27 protein-coding genes are annotated in these 24,355 nt (G+C 44.4%); 3 read left to right on the top strand and 24 right to left on the bottom strand.

What is annotated here, in order from left to right; translation table 11 throughout:
• Positions 1 to 86: 86 nt before the first annotated feature.
• The 13 genes from ANCC_RS07885 to ANCC_RS07825 form a co-directional block, all read right to left on the bottom strand.
• Positions 87 to 656, bottom strand: a complete 570-nt coding sequence (locus tag ANCC_RS07885; protein WP_006567201.1) for a SpoIIIAH-like family protein — start codon at positions 654 to 656, stop codon at positions 87 to 89.
• Positions 657 to 659: 3 nt separating this feature from the next.
• Entirely contained in the window at positions 660 to 1,202 is a 543-nt protein-coding gene (locus tag ANCC_RS07880) for a hypothetical protein (RefSeq protein WP_006567202.1), read from the bottom strand.
• Positions 1,203 to 1,209: 7 nt separating this feature from the next.
• Positions 1,210 to 1,665: a stage III sporulation protein AF gene (locus ANCC_RS07875; protein ID WP_006567203.1), complete on the bottom strand. Its 456-nt coding sequence runs from the start codon at positions 1,663 to 1,665 to the stop codon at positions 1,210 to 1,212.
• Between the two features lie 6 nt (positions 1,666 to 1,671).
• Positions 1,672 to 2,796, bottom strand: a complete 1,125-nt coding sequence (locus ANCC_RS07870) for a stage III sporulation protein AE (protein ID WP_006567204.1) — start codon at positions 2,794 to 2,796, stop codon at positions 1,672 to 1,674.
• A complete protein-coding gene (locus ANCC_RS07865) occupies positions 2,793 to 3,173 on the bottom strand; it encodes a SpoIIIAC/SpoIIIAD family protein (RefSeq protein ID WP_006567205.1) in 381 nt (126 codons plus the stop codon). The genes ANCC_RS07870 and ANCC_RS07865 overlap by 4 nt, the downstream gene beginning before the upstream one ends.
• 11 nt (positions 3,174 to 3,184) lie before the next feature.
• Positions 3,185 to 3,382, bottom strand: coding sequence for a stage III sporulation protein AC (gene spoIIIAC, locus ANCC_RS07860; protein WP_006567206.1), 198 nt, complete (start codon positions 3,380 to 3,382; stop codon positions 3,185 to 3,187).
• A gap of 10 nt (positions 3,383 to 3,392) precedes the next feature.
• Positions 3,393 to 3,911 carry a stage III sporulation protein AB gene (locus ANCC_RS07855; protein ID WP_006567207.1) on the bottom strand — a complete coding sequence of 173 codons (519 nt, stop codon included), beginning with the start codon at positions 3,909 to 3,911 and terminating at the stop codon, positions 3,393 to 3,395.
• On the bottom strand, positions 3,904 to 4,836 hold the full coding sequence (gene spoIIIAA / locus ANCC_RS07850) for a stage III sporulation protein AA (RefSeq protein WP_006567208.1): 933 nt from the start codon (positions 4,834 to 4,836) through the stop codon (positions 3,904 to 3,906). Before spoIIIAA ends, ANCC_RS07855 begins: the two co-directional genes overlap by 8 nt.
• A 116-nt stretch (positions 4,837 to 4,952) precedes the next feature.
• Positions 4,953 to 5,825, bottom strand: a complete 873-nt coding sequence (locus ANCC_RS07845) for a DMT family transporter (RefSeq protein ID WP_009289821.1) — start codon at positions 5,823 to 5,825, stop codon at positions 4,953 to 4,955.
• 2 nt (positions 5,826 to 5,827) lie between these two features.
• Complete coding sequence (gene efp / locus ANCC_RS07840; protein ID WP_006567210.1) at positions 5,828 to 6,385, bottom strand: elongation factor P; 558 nt, start codon at positions 6,383 to 6,385, stop codon at positions 5,828 to 5,830.
• 65 nt (positions 6,386 to 6,450) lie between these two features.
• Positions 6,451 to 7,641 carry an iron-containing alcohol dehydrogenase gene (locus ANCC_RS07835; RefSeq protein ID WP_006567211.1) on the bottom strand — a complete coding sequence of 397 codons (1,191 nt, stop codon included), beginning with the start codon at positions 7,639 to 7,641 and terminating at the stop codon, positions 6,451 to 6,453.
• 10 nt (positions 7,642 to 7,651) lie between these two features.
• A complete protein-coding gene (locus tag ANCC_RS07830) occupies positions 7,652 to 8,428 on the bottom strand; it encodes a shikimate kinase (RefSeq protein WP_006567212.1) in 777 nt (258 codons plus the stop codon).
• A 97-nt stretch (positions 8,429 to 8,525) separates the two neighbouring features.
• Entirely contained in the window at positions 8,526 to 9,410 is an 885-nt protein-coding gene (locus ANCC_RS07825; protein WP_006567213.1) for a LysR family transcriptional regulator, read from the bottom strand.
• 180 nt (positions 9,411 to 9,590) lie between these two features.
• On the opposite strand from ANCC_RS07825, the gene ANCC_RS07820 reads away from it, so the two are divergent.
• The gene (locus ANCC_RS07820) at positions 9,591 to 11,582 is read left to right on the top strand and encodes an oxidoreductase (protein WP_009289824.1); all 1,992 of its coding nucleotides are present in this window, start codon (positions 9,591 to 9,593) and stop codon (positions 11,580 to 11,582) included.
• Between the two features lie 110 nt (positions 11,583 to 11,692).
• Here ANCC_RS07820 and ANCC_RS07815 read toward each other — a convergent pair whose 3' ends face one another.
• From ANCC_RS07815 to ANCC_RS07805, 3 genes are read right to left on the bottom strand one after another with little or no spacing between them, the layout of a single operon-like run.
• A complete protein-coding gene (locus ANCC_RS07815; protein WP_156340536.1) occupies positions 11,693 to 13,204 on the bottom strand; it encodes a PH domain-containing protein in 1,512 nt (503 codons plus the stop codon).
• Entirely contained in the window at positions 13,194 to 13,682 is a 489-nt protein-coding gene (locus ANCC_RS07810) for a PH domain-containing protein (protein WP_006567217.1), read from the bottom strand. The genes ANCC_RS07815 and ANCC_RS07810 overlap by 11 nt, the downstream gene beginning before the upstream one ends.
• A gap of 12 nt (positions 13,683 to 13,694) precedes the next feature.
• Positions 13,695 to 14,189, bottom strand: coding sequence for a YqeG family HAD IIIA-type phosphatase (locus tag ANCC_RS07805; RefSeq protein ID WP_009289826.1), 495 nt, complete (start codon positions 14,187 to 14,189; stop codon positions 13,695 to 13,697).
• A gap of 143 nt (positions 14,190 to 14,332) precedes the next feature.
• Between ANCC_RS07805 and ANCC_RS07800 the strand changes: the two genes are divergently transcribed.
• A complete protein-coding gene (locus ANCC_RS07800) occupies positions 14,333 to 15,874 on the top strand; it encodes a nitrite/sulfite reductase (protein ID WP_039946626.1) in 1,542 nt (513 codons plus the stop codon).
• A gap of 89 nt (positions 15,875 to 15,963) precedes the next feature.
• On the opposite strand, the gene ANCC_RS07795 is transcribed toward ANCC_RS07800, so the two are convergent.
• The 7 genes from ANCC_RS07795 to ANCC_RS07765 form a co-directional block, all read right to left on the bottom strand.
• Positions 15,964 to 16,956 (bottom strand): ABC transporter substrate-binding protein, encoded by a 993-nt coding sequence (locus tag ANCC_RS07795; RefSeq protein WP_006567220.1) that lies wholly within the window; start codon positions 16,954 to 16,956, stop codon positions 15,964 to 15,966.
• A gap of 153 nt (positions 16,957 to 17,109) precedes the next feature.
• Complete coding sequence (aroQ, locus tag ANCC_RS07790; protein WP_006567221.1) at positions 17,110 to 17,559, bottom strand: type II 3-dehydroquinate dehydratase; 450 nt, start codon at positions 17,557 to 17,559, stop codon at positions 17,110 to 17,112.
• A 15-nt stretch (positions 17,560 to 17,574) separates the two neighbouring features.
• A complete protein-coding gene (locus tag ANCC_RS07785; RefSeq protein WP_006567222.1) occupies positions 17,575 to 17,949 on the bottom strand; it encodes a VOC family protein in 375 nt (124 codons plus the stop codon).
• Positions 17,950 to 17,958: 9 nt separating this feature from the next.
• Positions 17,959 to 18,912, bottom strand: coding sequence for a ketopantoate reductase family protein (locus ANCC_RS07780; RefSeq protein WP_006567223.1), 954 nt, complete (start codon positions 18,910 to 18,912; stop codon positions 17,959 to 17,961).
• 28 nt (positions 18,913 to 18,940) lie between these two features.
• The gene (locus ANCC_RS07775) at positions 18,941 to 19,393 is read right to left on the bottom strand and encodes a MaoC family dehydratase (RefSeq protein ID WP_009289829.1); all 453 of its coding nucleotides are present in this window, start codon (positions 19,391 to 19,393) and stop codon (positions 18,941 to 18,943) included.
• Between the two features lie 51 nt (positions 19,394 to 19,444).
• Positions 19,445 to 21,034: an acyl CoA:acetate/3-ketoacid CoA transferase gene (locus ANCC_RS07770; RefSeq protein ID WP_006567225.1), complete on the bottom strand. Its 1,590-nt coding sequence runs from the start codon at positions 21,032 to 21,034 to the stop codon at positions 19,445 to 19,447.
• Between the two features lie 45 nt (positions 21,035 to 21,079).
• Positions 21,080 to 22,306 (bottom strand): MFS transporter, encoded by a 1,227-nt coding sequence (locus ANCC_RS07765; protein ID WP_006567226.1) that lies wholly within the window; start codon positions 22,304 to 22,306, stop codon positions 21,080 to 21,082.
• Between the two features lie 243 nt (positions 22,307 to 22,549).
• On the opposite strand from ANCC_RS07765, the gene ANCC_RS07760 reads away from it, so the two are divergent.
• A complete protein-coding gene (locus ANCC_RS07760; RefSeq protein WP_006567227.1) occupies positions 22,550 to 23,422 on the top strand; it encodes an AraC family transcriptional regulator in 873 nt (290 codons plus the stop codon).
• A 25-nt stretch (positions 23,423 to 23,447) separates the two neighbouring features.
• Here the strand turns inward: ANCC_RS07760 and ANCC_RS07755 are convergent, their stop codons facing one another.
• Positions 23,448 to 24,320 carry a shikimate dehydrogenase gene (locus tag ANCC_RS07755; protein WP_006567228.1) on the bottom strand — a complete coding sequence of 291 codons (873 nt, stop codon included), beginning with the start codon at positions 24,318 to 24,320 and terminating at the stop codon, positions 23,448 to 23,450.
• Positions 24,321 to 24,355 lie beyond the last annotated feature (35 nt).

Raw genomic sequence — 24,355 nt, 5'->3', positions numbered from 1 at the left:
TGTTAATTATACCAAAAGTTATCGATGTTATGCAAGAAAAAAGAAAGTGTGCAAATCCCTGTCCCCGGAATTTACACACAAAACCTTTAATCTTCTGTTTTTATGGATGTGATCACGACATTTTCCAGCTTGCATCCGGTCTTTCTCGTGACAATATCTTCAATCTGGCTTCTCTCCACTTTGGAGACATCTTTCAGGTTCACCAGGACATCCACGTTTCCATTTTGAATGGTCACGATGGAATTCAAAAACCCCTTGGCGCCCAGCAGGTTTTCGGTAGCTGTCTCCATCTCCATCTGCTCTGCCAGCGTAGCAAGCTTATCTACTGCATCCTGTTTTACACTGTCTTTGACTGTTTTGTCTTTGATGATTTCTTCCAAAGTGTCCTTTGCCTTGCTGTGGGTCTGTTCTCTCTCAAGCTTCGCCTTTGCCACATAATTTCCCACCTGGGCATTCGTGAGCACCGCTTCCCCCACATCTGTGATGTCATCTTTTGCCTGGCTCTGAGAGGCATTTTTTGCCGTATTGCTGACCGTCTTTGCTTTGTCCTTCGTTGTAGTGATGTACTGACCCGTATAATTTACATAGCCCGCGACCGCTATAATAACAGCCAGAGTTGTGATGATTAACTGATTTTTTTTCACGATTTTCTTCATTTCCTAGTCCTCCATTTTTAACACCTTTATTTTATAAGATGAAATGTGAAACAACACACTCACCGCATCGACGATATTCTGGTTGACAATATCGCTTCCTCCGCCTTGTGCGACCACTACAACTCCTTCCACTTCAGGTTCTACTTCTTTCACTATGTAAGGGACCTTCTCCCCGTTTTTATCAATTAAAACGGTCTCCTCATCTTCCTTCACCGCTTTTTCGTCCTTTTTTGTACTCTCTTCATAAGGTGTATCCTTGTTGACGACTGACTCCTTTGAAGATTTCAGAGTGATCATCACTTTTACTTTTCCCACGCCTTCCACATTTTTCAACGCGGCTACAAGCCGTTGTTCCTGCTTTTTGACATAGGCATCCGTGGATGACACATCCTCACTGCTTTCTGAGTCTTTGGTGCTTTTGGCCGTTTTCTTCCCTGATGAAGGAAAAGAAAATACGATCAAGGCAATCCCAAGAACAAAAATCAAAACAATTTTCTTTGTGCCCAGAGATTCAATTTTTTGGATCAGTTCCTTTTTGTCCATCATACATTTCCTACTCACTTATATTGATATGACTCTCATCTACATTATAGAAGTTCAAAAGTATTGTTTTTACTTTCTTTGCTTCAGATTCTTCATCTTCAACCTTCACAGAAATCTCATCGATCTCCGGATCATCCTTTGTATCATCCGTATCCACTTCCACTTCTTTCGCCTGAATCTTATAGGACTGAAGGATTTTTTTTATTTTCTTCTCTTCGCGGTTTTTATAAGTTTCAAGAGCCTGGCTCCTGAAAGAAGATTCTGTGCTGTCCGTATTCACATTAGAAAATACTGTGAGGTCTTCCGGCCCTATATTCATAACATAGGCAATCGGCCTCATCATCAGGGCCAGCAGCATAAATCCGGTCACCAGCCGGATGTAGGGCTTGTATTTATCCCCCTGACAAAGCTGGCTTACCAGTGTCATAAGAATCAGAAAAAAAACAATCGCTTTAATATACTGCATATGCCGTCACCCCGTATAGTAATTAATATTTGTGGAAAAGGCTACGATGGCAATGGACAGAATAAACAAAATGCTCAGAGTAAACACGGTCCGAAGCAGCAGTTTTCCGCTCTTGATCACCGCATCCAGAGATCCTGTGATCCGTTTGTCTGAGACCGGCTGAAGCAGAATCCCTGTTCCAATATAAGACAGAAGGATTCCCCCGATCTGCATCAGCGGAACAAGGATGATAACACAGAGAACAAAAATCCCCGCCACTCCGATACTGTTTTTGATCACAACAGCTGATCCGATCAGAGTCGTTGTCACCGTGCTGACGCCCTGTCCCACTCCGGGGATCATGGACACACCTTTTTTAAAAATACCGTCTTTTACGGAATCTACTGCCGGCAGAAGCATGGCCTGAATCATCTGGATTCCCAGAACCACGGCCAGCAGTGCCTTTAACAGGGCTCTCACGGCCCATTCCAGTGTATCGCAGAGTCTGGAAAGTTTCTCCTCCAGTGAAATGTGATTGACGATCTTTAGCACAAACAGGATCTTTACCGCCGGAAAGATCACACTCTGGACCAGAAGAGAAATGATATAGATCACAAACAGATACATCTCATACAGGGCCACCGATGTGGATACCCCCGTAGTTGCCACCACTGCGATCGAGTAGGCTGTGATCAGTCCTTTCATGAAATCAATGAGCGTAGAGATCACCTGATCCGTGATGGAATTCAAAAAGAAAAAAGAATTCGCCATGAGACCGATCAGAATCATATATGTGACATAAAAGGCCGTATCCCCGGTATTCCCCTGGAAAAACGCATCGGAAAAATTTTTGAACACTGCCGCAATGATCGCCACTGCGATCAGCTGTCTCATAAAGTTCCTGTTTTCCGAAAGAATTGAAAACAGCTGATCCCCAACGCTCTGTCTGACCATAGAAAAAGCCCCTTTGATATTTCCTGTTATAAGCTTTTTCACCAGTTCCTCATAAGAGAAACTGATTTTTGCCTTCTCCAGTGTTTTTTCCACCTGTTCAAACGAATATTCGCTCAAGTCTTCCTCTTCCTTCGCCGACACCTTTGCCGCAAACATCAGGACAAAGATAAATGCCAGCAGTATGATACGTTTTCTCATCCCATCAGCCTTTCTAACGTCGTCAGCAGAGATTGAAGGATCGGCAGACTGACAACCAGTATGGACAGCTTTCCCGCCATCTCCACCTGTTTTGCCATGGTTGCCTGTCCCGCGTCTTTGCATATATTTGAGGCAAACTCACACAGAAAAGAAATCCCGACCAGCTTTAAAAGAATTTGTATGTAAGTTCCCGGAATTCCTGAATAAGACTCGATAGAGCCAAATAAGTCTATGATCTTCCCCATCTCGTCCAATGCGTAGATTGCCAGAAATAAGCTGGATACGAGACCGATCACCAGGCTGTACTCCGGCCTGATGGATTTAATCTTCAGCGTCAGTATACTGGCTATGATGCCAAAAAGTGCAATCTTAACCATAGGCCCGCCTCCTAAGAAATGGTGAACAGTGTCTGCACACTCTCGAAAAGATCATAGATATAAGGGATCACCCATGACAGTACAAGGATCAGCCCCGCAAGGGTAATCAGAAACGCCTGTTCGTCCCTGCCCGAGTGTTTCAGTACCTGCACCAGGATCGTGACCAGAATTCCCACGGCCGCAATCCGAAAGATAATGTTTACGCTCATAAGATCCTCCTTACAATAAAATAATCACAACGAGAAGTCCAAAGGACAATCCAAGGCTCTGATATAGTTTACAGTTCTTGATCACCTGATCTTTAATCTGATACATTCTCTCCTCGATCTGCTCGATCGTAAAATCAATGGTCTTCACCTGCATATCCTTGTCCAGATAACCAATCGTATCTCCCATGGTGATCAATGGCTCCAGCATCTTTTTCTCCAGGACATACGGTGTGAGATCCTTCTCCACAGAATTCTTCCACACTTGGGAAAATGTTTCTTCCTGATAAGAAGAAAGTTTTTTTGACACGTCGGAGAGAAAGACCGAAAACTCGGCATTCATCTTCCCTGCTATTGTGCCGATGGCATCGGGAAGAGGCGTCAGTCCGTACCGGATCTCGCCCTGGAGAAGATATAGAAGTCTTTTCAATTCAATCCCCTGCTCCAGTCTCTTTCTTTCCCTCGACGCCCGGTAAAATCCCAGAACACCGCCGGAAATAATGACAATAGCCGCACCCAGCAGTTTAACCATAGAGCCTCACCCCCTCCTCATTTAAAATTTCCTTGACAGTTCCCGCTTTTCCCTGTTCACTCAGAACAACATAGCGTTTAAAAACTTTTCTTTCCATCATTTCCCCAACATACGGCACTTTTTTTAATTCCTCCATATCTTTGCCGTGGATCGTCGCCATCAAAGTACATCCGCAGTAAGCACTGTACAGCATAGCGTCCACGTCCTCTTTTTTCCCAATCTCATCTACTGCTATCACATTTGGAGCCATAGAGCGCACAAGCATCATCATTCCTTCCGACTTCGGACACCCGTCCATCACATCCGTGCGGATACCCACTTTGTTCTGGGGGACTCCCATATAAGAAGCCGCGATCTCACTGCGCTCATCCACCACACCCACAGTCTCGCCGCCGTCGGAAGCGATGCGGATCATATCCCTTAAAAGCGTTGTTTTTCCTCTCCCCGGAGGCGAAATGATCAGCACCGGGAGAAGCTGTCCATCTTTCGTGCAGTGTTCAAATATCCCCTCTGCACAGCCGATGACCTCATGAGCCACACGGATGTTCAAAAAAGTGATATGCTTCATCGTCCTGATCTCACCGTCTTCTATGGACACTTTTCCTGCGATCCCTACCCGGTGTCCCCCTTTCACAGTCAGAAAACCCTGTCTTAACTGGTCTTCATAGGCATAAAGAGAATAATTGCTGATATATTCCATCATCTGTTTCAGTTCATCTCTCGTGAGAACATGTACAAAATGATGGCTGGCCGTCAGCTTCCCTTCCGTAGACAAAAAATATTCTTTATTTTCATAGCGGACGATCACAGGCTGATGAATGCGCAGTCTGATCTCCTGAAGTTCTCTCGGCTTGAGACCGCTTTTCTGCATCAGACCCCGGACAGACTTCGGGAGTATGTGATAGATCTCACTTGTATTTTCCATAGGACTCCCCCTTCTTCGTAAAGCTGTATAACCCTAATATATGAGGAAGACAAGTCATTTAGAATAGAAAAAAGGAAGCCTCCCAAAATCAGAGAACTTCCCTTCAAAATATGATATTATTCTGTTTTGTTCCTGCGGTTGTTGTAGAAAAACATGACAACGGCTGCCGTGATAATGATCACATATCCAAGGATACTGAACCCGTCTGGCATCTGCCCGAACAGAAAAAGCCCCAGCAGAGTTGAAAAGATAATCTGGGTGTAATCATAGATGGATATCTCTTTTCCCGGCGCATAGGTGTAGGCTGCCGTGATGGCAAACTGTCCTCCCGCTGCTGCAAGTCCCGCAAGCAGCAGGTAAACAAGCTGAAGCCCTGAGATCGGGTGAAAATTCCCGATCATAAAGGGGATACAGCTGATGCAGGAAAATGTGGAGAAGAAAAAGACGATGAACGGTCCCCTCTCCCCTCTTGTGCCAAGCTTTCTGACACATGCATAGGCACAGCCTGCAAACATGCCTCCTAAAAAGCCGATCAAAGCCGGCAGGACAGAAACAGCTGCAAAGCTTGGCTTTACAATAAACATACTGCCGATAAATGCGGATGTGATACAAGTCAACTGGAATACGGTAATTTTTTCTCTCAGAATCAGATAAGAAAATACAATGACAAAAAACGGCGACAATTTATTAAGCGTAGACGCATCCGAAAGCACCAGATGATCCACCGCATAAAAATTGCAAAAAATACCTAAGGTCCCTGCTAAGGACCTTAGGATAAACCAGTGTAAATTCTTCATCTGAAACCGGAATCCGGCGCCGCTTCTTTTGATCATCACAAATGCAAAGATCAGGGCTACCAGATTCCTGAAAAAGCTCTTTTCAATCGACGGAAGATCTCCGGAAAGCTTTACAAACGCATTCATCCATGCAAAGCAGAACGCAGACAGGACAATGCAGATGATCCCCCGGATCTTCTGGTTTTTTGACAAGCTTATACCCTGGATAAATATTCCCCGGTTCTTGTATCAATCTTCAATGTATCACCCTGGTTGACAAACAGAGGGACATTGACATTCGCACCCGTCTCTACCGTACAAGGCTTCGTAGCGCCCTGAGCTGTGTTTCCTTTTTCTCCCGGTTCACACTCGGTAACAAGAAGTTCTACATGCAGAGGAGCCTCCACCTGGAAAACAGTCCCGTTGTGTGAAACAAGGGTAACGTTCATATTTTCTTTTACAAACTTTAATGAATCTCCGATGGTGTCCGGGTCCAATGCGATCTGATCAAAAGTCTCCGGATCCATGAAATGGAATAATTCACCGTCTGTATATAAATACTGCATTTCTTTACGTTCGATGTGAGCATTCTCAAACTTCTCTGATGGACGGAAAGACTTTTCAATCGCTCCCCCACTCTTGATATTTTTTAACTTCGCGCGTACGAAGGCTGCTCCCTTTCCAGGCTTTACATGCTGAAATTCAATAATCTGATAAATATTGCCTTCGTATTCGATGGTCAGCCCATTCTTAAAATCTCCTGCGGATACCATATCGTAATTTCCTCCTTAATCATTTTGTTCTATAACATTCTATAATAAATGGTACTTCTTATCAACTATTTATTTGCCAATTTGTATACATTAAAGATATCTTCTTTATTTAAGACACGGAAAGCCCCTATGGTCCTCGTATCTTTGTAGGAGCATCCGTCGGCCATAGCCCACAGTTCGTCCTCTGTCTTAATGCCGATTTCTTTGGCTTCTGAAAAGCAGGTCGGCATGTCCAGTGACTTAAAGTAATTTACGGTGGCGTTGATCGCTTTTTGCGCCACTTCTTCTTTATTGTCACCGGAAATTCCCCATACCTTATCGGCAAAGCGCACAAACCGGTCTACATCTTCCATGCAGGAGTACTCTGCCCAGGCTCCCCAAACGGCGGAAAGGCTGGCTCCGTGGGCGATATCAAATTTGGCGCTCAGTTCATGTCCCAGCTGGTGCGGAGCAAAATCTTTCTCAGCACCAAGACCGGTCAGGCCGTTATGTGAAATACTTCCGCACCACATGATCTCGCTCATGCTCTCGTAATTATGAGAGTCCTGGATCGCAATCCTTCCGTTGGCGATCACGGTCCGAAGCAGTCCTTCGGCGATCTCGTCGGTCAGCTGATTGCCCTTTGTCTTCGTAAAGTAACGGTCCAGTGTATGCATCATAATGTCGACAATACCGCAGCCCACCTGATACTTGGGAAGCGTATACGTAAGTTCCGGATTCATGATGGCAAACTCAGGGCGGTTCAGATCTGTACTGAGCCCTCTCTTTACCTGAATCTCCGTATTGGTAAGGACAGCTGAATCACTGGTCTCACTTCCAGCGGCTGCGAGGGTCAGGATCACACCTACCGGAAGAGTTTTCTCCACCGTTTTCTTCCGGGACCAAAACTCCCAGATATCGGTGTCCGGATTGGCCGCTCCGTGTGAGACTGCCTTCGCAGTATCGATCACACTTCCGCCTCCTACGGCAAGAATCAGATCTGCCTGGAATTCAATGGCTTTCTTTACAGCTTCCCTGGCAAAATCAAGCCTTGGATTCGGTTTTACTCCGCCGATAGTCTCCACCTTGAGCCCTGCCGCTTCCAGTGTCCCGGTCACTCTTCCAAGCAGCCCGCTCTTTACGACACTTCCTCCTCCATAGACAACGAACACTCTGGAGCCGTGATATTTCTTTGCCAGCTCTGCCACTTTGTCCTCTGAAGCTTTTCCAAAAACAATCTCTGTCGGTGTGTAATGGGTAAATGCCTGCATCTTCATTCCTCCTAATTTATAGATGGGTTAATTTTCCAACAATCTCTTCCGCGATCTCTTCGACATTTTTATGATCTGTATCTACAATGATATCTGCCGCCGCGCGGTACTTCGGTCTCCGGATCTCCATCAGTTCCGAAATGTACTCCGTATTCTTGCGCCCTCTGAGCAGCGGACGTTCGTCACTGTCTTTGACACGCTCAAGGATCGTCTCCGGTGAAGCAGTCAGGAGAACGACCCTGCCGTTCTTCTTCATCTCCCGGACATTGATCTCCCTCATCGCCACCCCGCCTCCGCAGGAGACAATTTGATTATTCTTTTTCTGAAGTTCGATCAGAAGGTTTGTCTCACAGTTTCTGAAATATTCTTCGCCGTACTCTTCGAAAATTTTGTTGATCGACATGTGTTCTTTATTGACGATCACCTGATCCATCTCCACCTGCGGCGACGCAAGGATCTTGCTTAAATAGTCGGATACTGTACTCTTTCCCACACCCATAAATCCAATCAGGAAGATATTGTGCGTAAACAATGTCCTCGCCTGGATTCTGCGGCTGTTTTCTACAATATACGTAAAAATATCAAGAATCTCTTCTTTGTATGTATTTTCTTTTACATGCTCTTTCAGCATTTTGCGCTGCCGCTTTTCCTGTTCCGGCTGCAGAATCGGGAGTCCGTTCTCCTTTTTGTACTCCATAATCTCTTTGATAATGTCCATCCGGTCTTCCAGAACCGACACGATCTGTTTGTCACAGACTTCCAGTCTTTCTCTGATCTCTTCTAACTTTCCCATTGTGTTCCTCGCTTTTCTTCAATCGTAGTCTAATGTGGTTCAGTATACCATAATCCGGCATTTCTTTCAATATTGTGCTCAGCCGTACCAGATCGTTTTACATCTGGTGCCGGGATTTAATAAACCCTATAAAATCTTCAACGATCGGTGAGAGGTATTTATCCTTCTGTGTGACGAGATAGATATATCTCTTAATTTCAGGCCTCTTAATAGGGATCGTCTCCACCTCCATAGTTTCCAGAATGGGAATCCTCGGCACAATCGAAATCCCGAGCCCGGCGGCCACAAGGCCTGCAACAGAGGAGTCCTCCTCCCCCTCATATGCGATGAAAGGCTGGGCTTTTACCTCAGCAAAAAGTTTATTGATAAACGGCCTCAGACCGCTTTTGCGCGAAAACATAATATAAGGATAATCCGTTGTCTTTGCCAGGTCAACGGCCTCTTCCTCTGCCAGAGGATGTCCTTTTGGCGTGATCAGCACAAGCTCTTCTTCCACAACAGGGGTGAAATTCAGCCGGTCTTCACCCTCTTTATAAGATGAAAATACAAGATCATAGGTGCCCTTCTTCAATTCCTCGATCATCTGCTCTGTAGTCCCCTGTCCAAAAGAAAACCGGATATTCTTGCCCTCATTCTCTTTCATGTAGTCACTCATATTCTGCGGAATAAAATGACTTCCCAGAGTATAAATATATCCGATGTCGATATATCCGCCGGCCATTCCGGATACTTCACCGACCACGCGTCTTCCTTCATCCAGCATATCCAGTGACTGTATCACATAACGGCAAAAAAGCTCACCCTCTTTGGTAAGCCTGGCATTCCTTCCGATTTTTTCAAACAGTTTGACATTTAACTCCTTTTCCAGAGCATTGATGGCATGACTCAGACTGGGCTGCGTGATATTTAAAATGTGGGCAGCCCTGGTGTAGTGCTGTTCTTTCGCCAGTGTTCTGAAATAATACAGATGATTCAGATTCATATGATCCCTCCGGAATTGGTTTTCTTAGTTATGAGTATACCATACTTTACCCTGCGGGGCACGCCCATCCGAAGGATTTTCAATACGGTGTGCCCCGTGGGTATAATATTCATTGCATTTGTATACACAGTTTGATATAATTATTGCAGTGAAAAAGAAAGAAAAATGGAGGAACTAACTATGGCAGCAAAGAATTTCCGCAATATATTTGAACCCTTTACCGTAAAGTCTATGACATTGAAAAACCGTATCGTCATGACGCCGATTGGAACAAATTTTGCTGAGCGAACAGGAGAAGTCAGCGACAAGCTGATTGCATATTATAAACAGCACGCAAAAGGAGGCATTGGCCTCATCACAGTGGAAGGTGCCAGTGTTGCATCCCCTCAGGGCTCTTTAAGCACCAACCAGTTAAGAATTGACCATGACAATTATATCCATGGCCTGTACAAGCTCTGTGAAGCTATCCATGAGTATGGCTCCAAGGCTTCTATCCTGCTCAACCACGGCGGTGCCGATTCCGACGGCGCGGAGACGAACATCCAGCCTGTTTCTGCTTCCGATATTCCGTCAAAAGCAGGCGGAGATATTCCGAGACCTCTTGCCATTGAAGAGATTCACGGCATTGTCCAGAAGTTTGCAGACGCCGCGAAACGTGCGGTCACAGCCGGTTTTGATGCCGTTGAGATCCAGGCAGGACACGGCTATCTTCTGAACCAGTTCTTATCTCCCCTGACCAATGACAGGACAGATGAGTTCGGCGGTTCCAAGGAAAACCGCGCAAGGTTCACGACGCTTGTATTAAAAGCTGTCCGTGAAGTCGTAGGCGAAAACATTCCGATCTTTTTAAGAATCAGTGCAGATGAGCTCACAGAGGGCGGTAACTCACTGAATGACACTTTGGAGATCGTAGAATATTTCCAGGAGTATGTAGACGTCTTTGCCGTATCCGCAGGTCTTACCTGTACGATTCAGTATCAGCATGACGCAGATTATCTCCCTGACGGATGGAAATCTTATATGTCAAAAGCTGTTAAGAAGAAAACAGGAAAACCATGTACAGCAGAAGGAAATATCCGCGAACCTGAGATTGCCAATGAGATCCTGAAAAGCGGCCAGTCTGACCTGATCGGTATCGGACGCGGACTCATCGCAGATCCTGAATGGGTCAACAAAGTTCAGTTCGGAAATACGGATGATATCAACAAATGTATCTCCTGCAACAACGGATGTACTGCGACGCTCAGCAACAAGCCGATGCGCTGTACCGTCAATCCATTTGTAGTAAGCGGAGAAAACTATAAAAAAGAACGCATTAAGAAACCCTGCAATGTCGTTGTCATCGGCGGCGGGACTGCTGGCCTTGAAGCAGCATGTACTGCTGCAGAGGTAGGGTGCTCCACAGTTCTTATCGAAAAGACCAATCAGCTGGGTGGTTTGGCCAGACGTGTGGGCAGTATGCCGAACAAAAAACGCCTCGGTTACTTCCCTGCATATCAGGAAAAAAGAGCTATGGCTCTCAAAAACCTGTTTATCTGCAAGAATGTAGAAGCTACCGCTGAGTTCGTTGACGGATTCAAGCCGGATATTGTGGTCAATGCCACCGGCTCCAATGCTCTGCTTCCGGATATCAAAGGTCTCAAAGAAAATCTTGAGAAAGGCAATGTCTCTACCATCTTCGATTTGGTTGACAATGTAAAATCATATGAACAAACAGATCTCGCCGGTAAAAAAGTAGTTGTCATCGGCGGCGGAAATGTCGGCCTTGATGTCGTTGAATTTTTCGCTCCAAGAAAGGCCGATGTGACCATTGTAGAGAAAAAACCTCATTTTGGCGAAGATCTGGATCTGATCACGAGAACCGGCGCCAATGAACTGATGGAAAAATACAAAGTAACTCAGTATCCGAATGCAAATCTTTTGGAAGTGAAAGAAAAATCTTTCATTGTACGCCATGACTATAAGGATCTGGAATTAGACTTTGACTATGGATTTATCTGCCTCGGAATGCAGTCTGCCACACCGGCTCTGCAGGCTCTGTATGACCATTTTGTGGATGAGGGCATTGAAGTTCTCAACATCGGTGACAGTGCAAAGACCAGGCGTATGATCGAAGGTGTCAAAGAGGGACGTGATATCCTGATCGCACTGGAGAGACATCACTTCTTGTAAAAAACAACTGATAAATATCCCCTCAGACTGTAAAAGACCTTAGGAACAAGCTATCATAGCTTCCCCTAAGGTCTTTTTATTCTTGTTTCCCCGCATAATCAAATCAGTGGTTACTGCGCATGAGATGTTTTCAGCATCCTGCTTTTGATAACATCCAATTCCTCTTCTCTGAAATATGGGACAGACTGCGTCATATTCAGCGCAGAGGCCAGCAGGTGTAGGTTCCCTTTCTGAATGCCCGTTTTTTGGGCTATAAAATTCTGTTTGGTATTTATATGCTGAATCTTATCGTAGCTGACACAGATAACAGAACGTCTCATGTATCCACGCACGAGTATCAGATAATCTTCTTTCACGGATACCCCGGCAGTAAAAAATCTGCAGACAGCAGAGAGCAAAAACAATAGTGTCATTCCTGCGGCAGCAATGACTGTTTGCTTTAAAAAATCAGGCCTGAATTCCAGCACAGTCAAAAGTCCTGCCGCAATCGCCACAAGATATCCTGAAAAAGGAATCAGCCATGCGGCCCATACCACCCTGGGCTGTTTCTCTGCAGGAGCAGCAAGAATATCAGAAAATTCAGGCAGGAGCATCTGAAGATAATTCTGCATACTGTTCCTGGACGAATAAAGAACTAAAAATGCTTTCTGGTCGGTTCCGTCATCTCCCATCCCCACATTGATTACCTCAGCCATATATCTTCCTGTAATTCTTGCCTGCAGAGACTGGGTCAGTTTCACCGCATTAATCTTCTCTACAGGTATCGTGTAATGAACTTTTTTAAAGAGGCCGTAGCTCAAGTATATTTTGTTTCCCTGCCGCTTCGCCTTGAAATCATAATATTGTATAAACCCCTTAGCGATATCCCACAGCGAAGAAAAAAAGACAAAGATGATAACAGTCACGCTCCCCAGCACAGCTATTATACTCTTTCCGGCCATTCCCGAACCAAACGTCTGGACGAACAGATCTGCCGCTCCGACAATACAGCCAAGCAGCACAAGAACAGAGATGATATTGACAGAAAAAAGTCCGTGGACCAGCATGTCACCCAATCCCGCCGTCATATCGTACTCCATGGCTTGTTCCAGATCATACACAGCCGCCGGTTCATCTGCTTCTCCTGTTTCCGTCTGGTGCAGAAGCATCATGACTGTTCGGCGGAAATTTTCCGCATCGGCCTTCTTCAGTACGATCTTGACATCCGTCTTGTCCGCCGTAGACAGACTATTGGTGTCAAGCTTCACCTTACAGGTTCCCATAAGCATCTCAAACAGGTTCTGCTCTGTATTTACATTAGAAATATTTTTAATTCCTATGGTGTTTTTCCGGCGGTTCAGTGTATTCCGCTCTATAACAATGGTATTTTCTGCAATCGATATATATGTTTTAGACCAGACCACCACCTGCCAGACAATGATCAGCCCAATGACGGCCAGAACTCCAAGCATCGGCAGCAGTACTTCTGCAAAGTCTGCATCCAGCCTGATATCTTTTTTTGCAATCGTCTTCAGATTCTGGGCAAATCCGCCCATAAGGGCAAAAAACAAAAAGAGGAATATGCTTCCCATCCGCTCTGCCACAATTGAAATATGATTGCGGAACCTGATCTTATTCTCCATACACCTCTTCCCTTTGCTCTGTCACAATTTCATTAATACGGTTTCTAAGGCTCTCTGCAATCTGTTCTGCTTTCTCCTCATCCAGAAACCGGATCGTCACATCACCGCCTGCCGTTGTCACGACGACCTTTGCCACCTTAAAGATCTGATCAATCGGGCCCTTTGCCGTCTGGAGTTTATGCAGCCTTTCAATAGGAACGATATCTCTCTTTACAAACAGATACCCTTCCTTAATGTCAATACATTCCTCATTGATGCTGTAACGGTATCTGTAAAATCTGAATACCGGGCTGAGCAGCATGTCAAACAAGGTCAGGATCACCAAAATTAATGATATCAGTTTTCCAGTCCCGATGTCAGCCGGAAAGAGCCAGAAGTAATTCACCGCCCCAATTACCGCCAGCGCAGCTGCTCCAACCGCCGCACCCGCAGCATACATGCAATACAATGCCCTCTTTGACAATTTCTCATATTTCATAATCTATGCCTCTTATTTTTTCTTGTAAAAATGCAGGACAATCTTCTCAATATATCTTTTTAGTACAATCTGTATCTCTTCTTTAGGATTCATAGGTTTTACGAGAATACTGTAAACTTTCGCGCGATTGGCACCATAGACATCCGTAAACAGCTGATCCCCCACAAACAATGTATTGGTCCGGTCCGTCCCCATTAATCTCATACCTTTTTCATAGCTTCCAACCATGGGTTTATTTGCTTTGTAAATATAATGAGTCCCCTCCACTGCCTCACAAAACTTCTTCACTCTGGGTTCCTTGTTATTGGACATAAAACAAAAATCAAAGCCGATGTCCTTCAGTTCCCTGAAAAAACGGACTGCCCGGTCATCTGCAGGTGCATTGTGAGGCACCAGGGTATTATCTACATCAAATAAAATCCCCCGGTATCCTCTGTCATAATATGCTTTAAAGTCAATGGAATAAGTACTGTCCATATATTCATTCGGGTAAAATTTCTCAAACATCTTCTGTGTATCCATCCTTTATTTTTCTTTTGTCCTATTCTAGCATATAACTGAAAAAAAGCCAAATTCCCCTGAATGTGGACGTGCATTAGAAGAAATGCTATAATTATAGCAATGCAAACTACATGGCAAAGGAGAATCACATGGATCAGGAACTAAAAAAAGAATTTCAGGCCGATCTGGCCGAATTTCATTTAATGACAAGAAAGTTTTATCAAAAAGAAATCAGCGTGAAAGAATACAAAGGTTTTTCAGGAGGATTTGGGAGCTACGCACAGAGAGGCGGCGGTTCCAGTATGCTGAGACTTCGGTTTACCGGCGGAGAAATCACGAAAGACAAACTTCAGTTTATTGCAGACAGTGTTGAAAAGTATAAGATTGACAAACTCCATCTGACCACCTGTCAAACCGTACAGGTACACAATCTAAGTGATGTTACCGTCTCCTCTCTTATCGAGGAAGCGTTTGAGCATGATATTATCACCAGAGGAGGCGGCGGTGACTTTCCCAGAAATGTCATGGTTTCCCCTCTCTCCGGAGTAGAAAAAGAAGAGTACTTTGACGTGCTTCCATATGCAAGGGAAGCCGCCGATTTTCTCCTGACTTTCATTAAACAGGTGAAAATGCCCAGAAAGCTGAAGGTCTGTTTCTCTAATTCTCCAAAGAATGTGACGCACGCCACCTTCCGTGATCTTGGATTTGTTGCCCGCAGGGATCACACCTTCGACGTTTACAGCGCCGGCGGCCTTGGAAACAACCCTAAAATGGGCGTACTCGTAGACGAAGGAATAGATCCCTCGAAAGTACTGTACTATATTAAAGCCATGATTCTGACATTTGTACAGTATGGCAACTACGAAAACCGCGGAAAGGCCAGAACACGGTATATGCAGGACACTTTGGGCCCGGAAGGCTACAGGACTGCTTTCCTTGAGAATCTCAGCAAGGTAATGGCTGAAGATTCCCTGGACCTCAATGTACAGGAAGTTCCTATAATAAAAGAGGGCTGCGGCTTCCTCGAGGAAAACTTCCGCATCACCGCCCAGAAACAGGACGGTCTTTACAGCGTTTTGTATCATCCGTTTGGAGGCAATATCCCGCCGGAGCTGATCGCACCGATCAATAAAGCTGTCCAGAAGATGGACCAGGTGGTTTTAAGAATCTCTCCAGATGAGAGCCTGTACTTTATAAACTGCAATAAGGACGAAGCCCTCGAACTTCTGGAGCTTACAAAAGACAGTGCCTCCAATTTATTTGAGACTTCGGTAGCGTGTATTGGAAGCGGAATCTGCCAGGTAGGTCTCAGAGATTCCCAGAAATTATATAACACCATTATGGACAAGATCCGGCCTTTAGATTTTGCGGATGGCGTGCTCCCAAAGATTCATATCTCCGGCTGTCCGTCTTCCTGCGGAACTCACCAGATTGGGACACTTGGCTTTCGCGGAGCCACAAAGGTTATTGACAAAAAACCTCTTCCAGCCTTCCAGCTGTATATCGGCGGAGAGGAAACGCAGGGCAATGCACAGTTCGGGGAGGATGCCGGAACCATTCTTGAAGCAGATATTCCGGACTTCTTAATAGAAATCGGACATGCAGTGCAGGAAAAACACAATTCATATTCTGACTGGATACAAGAAAATCCGGATGCCCTGAAAGTAATCATTCAAACATTCACAAAATAAAAACAACCCCATTGGAACATGTTAAAAGCATTGATTCCAATGGGGTCTCTTTCTTTTGTTTTCTCTTAAATGTACAATCTTTTTATTGTTTATTTGCTCTCTTCCACTGACGAATGAAAAGTATCAGGATATACAATCGACAGAATATACTCATAGGCTTCGCTCCACCGGCTGTTTGGCTTATACTGATACAATTCTTTCGGAAGAATAACAATATGCTTCTGCTTCACAGCCTTCAGATCTTCCCAGCCGGATCCCGTTTCCAGAGTATCATGAAGTTTTTTCAGGGCAAGCTTTCTGTCTCCCATGGTTGTGACAAAAATATAATCCGGATCACTCTCTGATATGGCCTCCAGTGAAGGAGTTTTATTTTCCGAAAGATTTGTATTGTTCGCCGCTGCATTTTTTACTCCGATGTCCTGCAGGATATTGCAGACGACATTTTCCTCTGTCTTTACCTTGATGTCTGCAGAATAAGCTCTGAGCACCAGTGCAGTCGTTTTCCTTCCTTTTGGCACTTGCTTCAGCAGGTAATCCGCTTCCTCCCTTGCTTTCTCTCCATACTCCTCATAATTATCTTCTTCTCCGGTTACTTCCGTCATTTGTTTTAAAACAGTCAGGAAATCGTCCAGAGTATTCATCCTGACGATATAATATGGAATATCTTCTTTCTTTAGAGTCTCAGCTGTATCCATCTGCTCCTCAATATTTCCTGAAATCAGAACCAAATCCGGTTTCAGGGAAAGAACAGTATCCAGATCCGGATGTTTGACAGAACCAACATTTTTAATCTTTTTTTTGTTAAGATTTTCGTGGACTACCTCTTCTTCCAGCACATCTGCAGTAGCTCCGCATAATTCCCCTCCGGAGAGCAGCCATACATCCGACAGGGACGCCGATAACGCTACTACTTTTTTCGGTTCCTTTTTTATCTTTACTTTTCGCCCGGTGGAATCTTTTATCACTGTATATGACTCTTCTTTTATCTGTTTTTTGTCCTTGTCACGGTTTCCCCTGCACGAGGCCAGAAACAAGACACACAGCAGAAGTAAAACAGCCGCTTTGCACTTTTTATTCATCATCTGGTATATACTCCCCCTGACCAGTATTTGCCAATGATTTTGCAGGCAATATTTTCTTTTATTATATAGTATAACTCCAGCAGGTGCAAGTTTCTTGACTTAAAGCGCTTCTCTTTCAGGGGAATCAGGCTGACCGCCTGCTGTGGTCAAGTTTTATTTACTTGATCTTTCAAACATTTCAGCAAAGGCTTTTACTGCAAGAGTATAAGCAGATTCGCCCATACCTGCTATCATCCCTGCCGCAACAGGAGCTATGACGGAGTGGGAACGAAAATCTTCTCTGTTAAAGATATTTGACATATGAACCTCAAGAATCGGGCACTCTAATATTTCCAGCGCATCATGGATGGCATAGTTATAATGAGTCCATGCGCCCGGATTGATGATGACACCGTCATATTTTTCATAGAATACCTGGTGAATCTTGTCTACCATTTCACCTTCATGATTGCTTTGAAACGTGTCCACCTGAATCCCGGTCTCTTTTGCGGTTTTTTCAATCAGCTCATTAATCTCATCCAAAGTGATCGTTCCATACTGTTTTGGGTCACGTTTTCCATACATATTGTGATTGACACAGTGAAGCATCATTACTTTTTTCATTTTCAAATTCCTCCGTTATTCTATCCAGGGCTTTTTCTCTATTATTTCTTTCAATACATCTGTTTTTCCGGCAATCACCTCAATACACAGTCCGCTCGGAAGTTCAAACCAGTTGTGTCCCTGCGGCAGTTCTTTTACTCCTAAACGATAAGCCTTTTCCAAAACCGCATCCACATCTTCGGTCATAATCCCCATATGATCCGCGCGTCCTTCCGGTCCTTCATAGTCAACCGCCTCATTGAGCTGTATTCCGGCATGCAGCCATACTTTTCTGTTAGGCGCCTCTCCCAGTTCCATGCGCACAGGCATATCAAATACATCTTCAAAAAAACGGATATGCCAGTCCAGATCTTTTACGCGGAGAGCCATGTGTTCTAAATATGAAGCCATATGATCCTCCTATTTTTTCAGGCTCGGTTCGTATTCCAGCAAAAATTTCTCAATTCCTTTGACGCATGTCACAAGGGTTTTGTTTACTGGTGTAGCAATACCGAATTTTTTACCCCACTCTACAACAGATCCGTTAATGAAATCAATTTCGGTCGGGCGTTTCATTTCAAGGCTCTGTAAAATGGAAGTCTTGAATGTTCCGGGAAGTCCCTCACTGGCAGCATACCATGCGTATTCAGGATCTTCGGATTTTAATTTTACTCCGGCGGCTTTGGCCACGTTAATTCCTTCCTGGATGGCTTCGACCGCTGTATCCTTTATATAATCTTCTTCATATAATGGCCCGTAAGGAAGTCTGGTAATGCCGCAGAGAGCCCCGGCAGCCACATTGATCAGCAGCTTATCCCAAATCAGACCTTTGATATTGTCACTGACTTCACACAGCAGTCCGGCTTTATTAAATTCCTCACATACTGCCTGAATTCTGTCTGTGATCTTTCCTGTCAGCTCACCTATATAAGTATATTTGCCTTTCACTCCCGCACTGACATATCCGGGTTCCAGCAGGCGTCCTCCTACATAAGTTTTTCCGCTGATGACATTGTCTTCACCAACGACTTCTGCAATCGTCTCCTCATTGCCCAGACCGTTCTGAAGGGACATAACAAGAGTCTCTGATCCGATCACATTCGTCTTTTTCAGCTGTGCCACTGCTTCTTTGGTTGCAAATGATTTTACAAGTACGATTACCAGATCCACTGGTCCTATCCCTTCCGCTGAAGTCCGGGCATCCACCTTTACAAACCATTCTTCCTTTTCATCTGTCATTTTCAGACCGTTTTCATTGATCTTATCTATGTGTTCCTTCCACTGGTCCACAAAATAAACTTCAGACCCGCCCTGTGCTAAAGTGCCTCCAATTGTGCTTCCAAGAGAACCGGTTCCCAACATACAAATTTTCATTGATATTCTCCTTTTCTTGTAAATATAATTATTTGTCGTCTTCCAGCGGGAAGAACTTAAGAATATGTACCGCGGCAACGACGATCTCGCCGTGCTGGTTAAATATCTCCAGTTTAGAAAATGTTTTGTTTGTCTCTTCTTCCACTCTATCGACTGTATATCTGCATGTCAAGGTATCACCAAAAAATACCGGTTTAATAAAACGGAGTCTGTCATATCCATAGGAAGCACTCGGCACTGGTGATTTTACCTGTTCCTGTATTTTCGTAGATGCCGTACAGCCAATGGCAAATGTAAGGATTCCATGGACAATCCTTGTTCCATACATTGTCTTTTTCATATATTCTTCATTAAAATGCATCTGGCTGTAATCTGCTGTAATACCGCCAAATAAATAAACATCGGTTTCTGTCACTGTCTTTGTAAATTCTGCTGTATCGCCAACGTGCAGTGGAATTTCAACTTTTGCAATTTTACTCATCATAATCTCCTTTTTTATATGTACTTGATTGTTTCTTTAACTGCTGTTTTTCTAAAAAGAACCTTTCATAAATTCATCATAGATCCCCATGACTCCATCGGTGAAGATTCTTTGATCCATCTGTTTCAGATTTTCTGAAATAATTGGTTCAAATCCCATCTGATCGATGATATCTTTTTTGACATCCACACCCGGAGCAGCCTCTGTAAGAACCACACCTTCTTCTGTAAGAGTGAATACGGCCCGTTCTGTAATAAATACGACTTCCTGCCCCTGTTTTAATGCCTGTTCTCCGCTGAACGTAATCTCGGAACATTCAGGAACCATTTTTTCAAATTTTCCTTCCTGTTTGATCTGTATTTTTCCGTCACCGACTTCTGTCTTCAGTCCTCCGGCACGCAGGGTTCCGCACAGTACCACTTTTTTAGAACCCGCACAAATGTTTACAAACCCTCCGGTTCCCATGATCTTTCCGTTAAATTTATGTACGTTGACATTTCCTTTCGCATCCAGCTCAGCAAAGCTTAAGAACGCTACCTCCAGTCCGCCTCCGTCATAGAAGTCGAACTGTGCCGGCATCGACATCAGCGCCTTTGAATTGATACTTGCTCCAAAGAAAATCCCCTGGGCAGTAGCACCTCCCACCGGGCCGGTCTCTACGGTCAGTGTAAATTTATCTCCTACTCCTTCTTCTCTTGCAACTGTTCCGATACCGTCTGCAATTCCAACGCCTACATTTCCCACGTTGCCCGGTGCGATCTCCATCAGGGCACGCCGTGCAACAACTTTCCTCTGGTCCAGCAGAAGAGGTTCTGCTTCTCCATCCTCTGCAGTATAGTCTCCGGAAAAGAACCGGTCAGAGCCATTGTAAAGCTGTTCCTGCTCCGGATTTACAACGACAACATCTACAAGATATCCGGGAATGGTCACTTTTTTCGGATGGATGCTCCCGGCTTTTACGACACGTTTTGCCTGCAGAATCACAAGACCTCCGTTGTTATGGACTGCCTGGGCCGTTGCCAGAATATCCATATAAGTGATCTCATCTTCCAGAGAAGCATATCCTTCTGTGTCCACAGTTGTAGCACGTATAAAACATACATCCAAAGGAACTGCCGGATAAAACAGCCACTCCTTCCCTTCTATCTCCATCAGACGGATGAGATCTTCTTGTGTCACGTCATTTAATTTACCGCCTTCGTTTCTAGGATCCACAAAGGTTCCAAGCCCCACATGAGATAAAATACCGGGATGGCCGGCGGCTGCGCTTCTGACCAGCTGCGCCATGACTCCCTGCGGAAAATTATAGGCTTCGATCTCATTTCTCTCTGCCATCTCAGCCAGACGCGGTGACTGCCCCCAGTGTCCTCCGATCGCACGCTTCACCATGCCTTTTTGAGCCAGTGGTGACATTCCGCGGTCCCCACGGTCTCCCAATCCGCTGGAATGCCACAGCGTCAAATTTTTGGGCTCCTTTGTCTCCACATATCTGTCTTTCAGAGATTCGATCAATGAAGACGGATCTACAATGCCTCCTCCGGCTCCGCAAACCGCCAGAGTATCTCCGTCATCTATTAATTCTACGGCCTCTCTTGCAGTCATTATCTGCACTTTTGTACCTTTCTTTTCTGGCTTACGCATACTCAGACCTCCTGTTGAAATAATACTTTTTGTTTATCATATTGATTACAGACTCTTTCCCTCTGCCGCCAAAGACTTTTCAATGATTGAATAGCGGATATTTACAACGACCGCCAAAACAATTCCTAAAACGGTAAATCCTACAGCTACCAGCAGAGAATATTCCATACCGAACATTTCAGCCAGTTTACTTGCCATTACCGTTGCTGAAAACTGGGAAAGAGCTCCTGCAATCATAACTGCGCTGACACATTTCGCCTTGGAAGCCGGAAACAGGTCTGTCATTGTAGCTGTCACCAGCTGAAGCACACCCCCTGCTGCCGTTGCGCCGACAATGAAACCGCCTGCCACTGCCAGCGTCGTATTTCTGGAAACAAACATTAAAAATTCTGTCGCTCCTGCGATGATCGGGCAGATCAAAATAAATTTGACTGGTTTGATCCATTTCAGCAGAAATGTTGTAGCTACGACCATAAGGATAGAACCTAAAGAATACATAGACTGAATCTGCCCGGCAGCCCCTTCTGTCATTCCCAGCACGTCCATTCCATAACTTTTATTTACAGCCAAAAAGATCTGGAATGTTGCTGTACAGGTATAACCGATAACGATCAGTGCAATTCCTTCCACTGCAAATTTTGATGCCTTGGAAACTCCCACGAAACCTTTTACTTTCTCTCCGTTTTCTGTCTCTACTTTCGGCTGCGGCGCAAATTTGGCTCTTGTCAGCAGCAGTGCATTGACGATCAGGATAATAATACAAAAGACAAATGTCCAGCCATACCACATGTCATTTGCCAGCAGATAGGCAATCATCATTGGCAGAATATACTGAGCAATGGAGATGACCAGCTTCGTAAGAATACTTGCAAGTCCTGAATCCTCCAGGATTTCCATCGCTCCCGGAATAACGCCGGAGTCTAAAAATCCATTGGCAACACCGCAGAGCATTGCAACAAAGTAGCCGACCTGAGCATTCGGAGATACAAGGATTCCGGCAAAGAACAAGACGTAGACAAAACTTCCGATCAAAGTAATTGGTCTTCTTCCGAACCGGTCAGACAATGCTCCTGAAAATGGATATGTAATCAGACGTCCGATTCCAAGCGCTGATGTCACGGCAACAACTCCGGCCGCTGTGGTCCCCCACTGCTGCTGAAGGGAAGTTACATTCTGTCCTATGATCGCTGCTCCAAAACCATGGACAAAGAATGTAACGTACAGCATAAATGCTGTTGGGTACAAATGCTTATAACGTTTTTCCTGTTTCATTTTTCTCCTCCTGAAAACTATTACATGTTATTTTTTTCACAAAACTGTCAGTAATTCATCTGCATAACTTACTACAAAAATTATATCAATTATCCTGTATTTTTCTACAACGTAAATTGTAGATTATAAAAATTATCTTGCTTTTCTATCCAATATTCTGTATGATTATTTCAGATTTTCTTATTTTTTAGTCAACTATCTTGTATTATGTAATAATTATCTTGTAGTCAAAGGAGTGCCATTATGTTCTTAGAGGAATATCGCGAGAAAGTACGGAGGCCAATATTTGAGCCGGATCATTCTCCAAAAATCTGCCGTTTATCACACAGCTATAATAATCCCACCTGGAATTACCAGTACCATTTACATAAAAACGAGACCGAACTGGTCTATATTTCAAAAGGAAGCGGGACTTATGTCATCAATACCAATTCCTATCAGCTGAAGAAAGGAATGATTCTCATTGTAGAACAGGGTGCCATCCATTCCCTTTTTTCTGATGAACATGATCCCCTGAACTGCTGGACCTGTGCCATTTCAGATTACAAATTATGCTGCCGGTCCGATCACGGATTTATGCTTCCTGCCAATGTATGCCCTGCCATGGATTCCGGTATCCATGAAAACTATATCCACCGTCTGTTTGAGGAATTAGACTTGCTGAGAAAATTTTCTTCCGATACTCATATGGCAGCCTGTGACGCCTTAGCCGTTTCACTGGCAAGCATTTATTTTGAACTTTTCCTTGCCGATCCGAAAACGGAGCGTCATAAAGATTCCTCTTTTGCCCGTGATATTTTAATTTATATCAACGAAAATTACGCCTCACAAATCACTTTGAAAAAACTGGCTGAACAATTTCACATCAGCACAGATCATATCAGTCATGAATTTTCTAAGGTATATGGAATCTCACCGATTAATTATGTGATTGACCGCAGACTGAATGAGGCAAAATGGATGCTGATCAACACTTCCGATTCTCTGGTCTCCATTGCAAAAAAAATCGGCTACGAGAACACCAATCATTTTTCAAAACTCTTCCAGAAGAGAATGCAGTATCCGCCGCTCAAATTCCGGGAACTGTATCAGCACAAAAAGAGCACCTCATCTTGAGATGCTCTTTTCTAAACTCTTGTATTTAATACTGAATATCCAAAACTTTTTTCATATGTTCTAACGGCATATGTTTTCCTGTCCATAGATGAAAAGCTGCGTCCCCTTGGAACAGCATCATTCCCAGTCCGTTCATACATTTGCATCCGGCTTCTTCTGCCTGCTCCAAGAGCTTTGTCTGCCGCGGTGCATATACAGTATCTGTCACAATCAGATCCGGTCTCAAAAATGAGATGTCTGGTATTACAGACTGTCCCTCCAGAGGTTTCATTCCCACCCCTGTTGCCTGTGCGAAAAGATAACTGTCAGCGATTTCTTCCTTCAGCTTATCTTTGTCATCCAGATCATAGAGATTTACCACACAGTCTGTATTTGATCGAATCTTTTCAATGGTCTTCTCAGCGTTTTCCCAAAACTTATCTTTGATATTAAAGATCGACATTTCCTTTACTCCGTCCAGCGCGGCCTGGATCTCAATAGCTGTGGCAGCACCGCCGGCTCCGGCAATAGTCATTTTCTTTCCGATGACGTCAATTCCGTTGTCCTTTAATGATGCCATATAGCCTATTCCGTCCGTTATATGTCCGGTCAGCTTTCCATTCTCGTTCACAATGGTGTTTACCGCACCGCAAAGTTTAGCTGCGGGTGAAAGTTCATCCAAATATTGTCCTACTACCGTTTTATTCGGCATGGAAACATTGGAGCCCTTCAGCTGCAGAGCACGGATCCCTTTTACTGCATCTTCAAGGGTCTCATTGGTCACCTCAAATGCAAGATACGCATAATCAAGTCCCAGCTGTGCAAATGCCTCGTTGTGCATTGCCGGCGAACTGGAGTGTCTGATCGGATACGCCATCAGCCCGATCAATTCCGTATGTCCTGTAATTCTTTCTGCCATATTATCCTCCTATCATTTCTGAATATGATATCATT

This window comes from Anaerostipes caccae L1-92 (genome assembly GCF_014467075.1).
In the GTDB taxonomy this organism is placed as follows: domain Bacteria; phylum Bacillota; class Clostridia; order Lachnospirales; family Lachnospiraceae; genus Anaerostipes; species Anaerostipes caccae.
The sequence above is the reverse complement of the archived record's forward strand: the minus strand, read 5'-3'. Positions and strand labels throughout refer to the sequence as shown.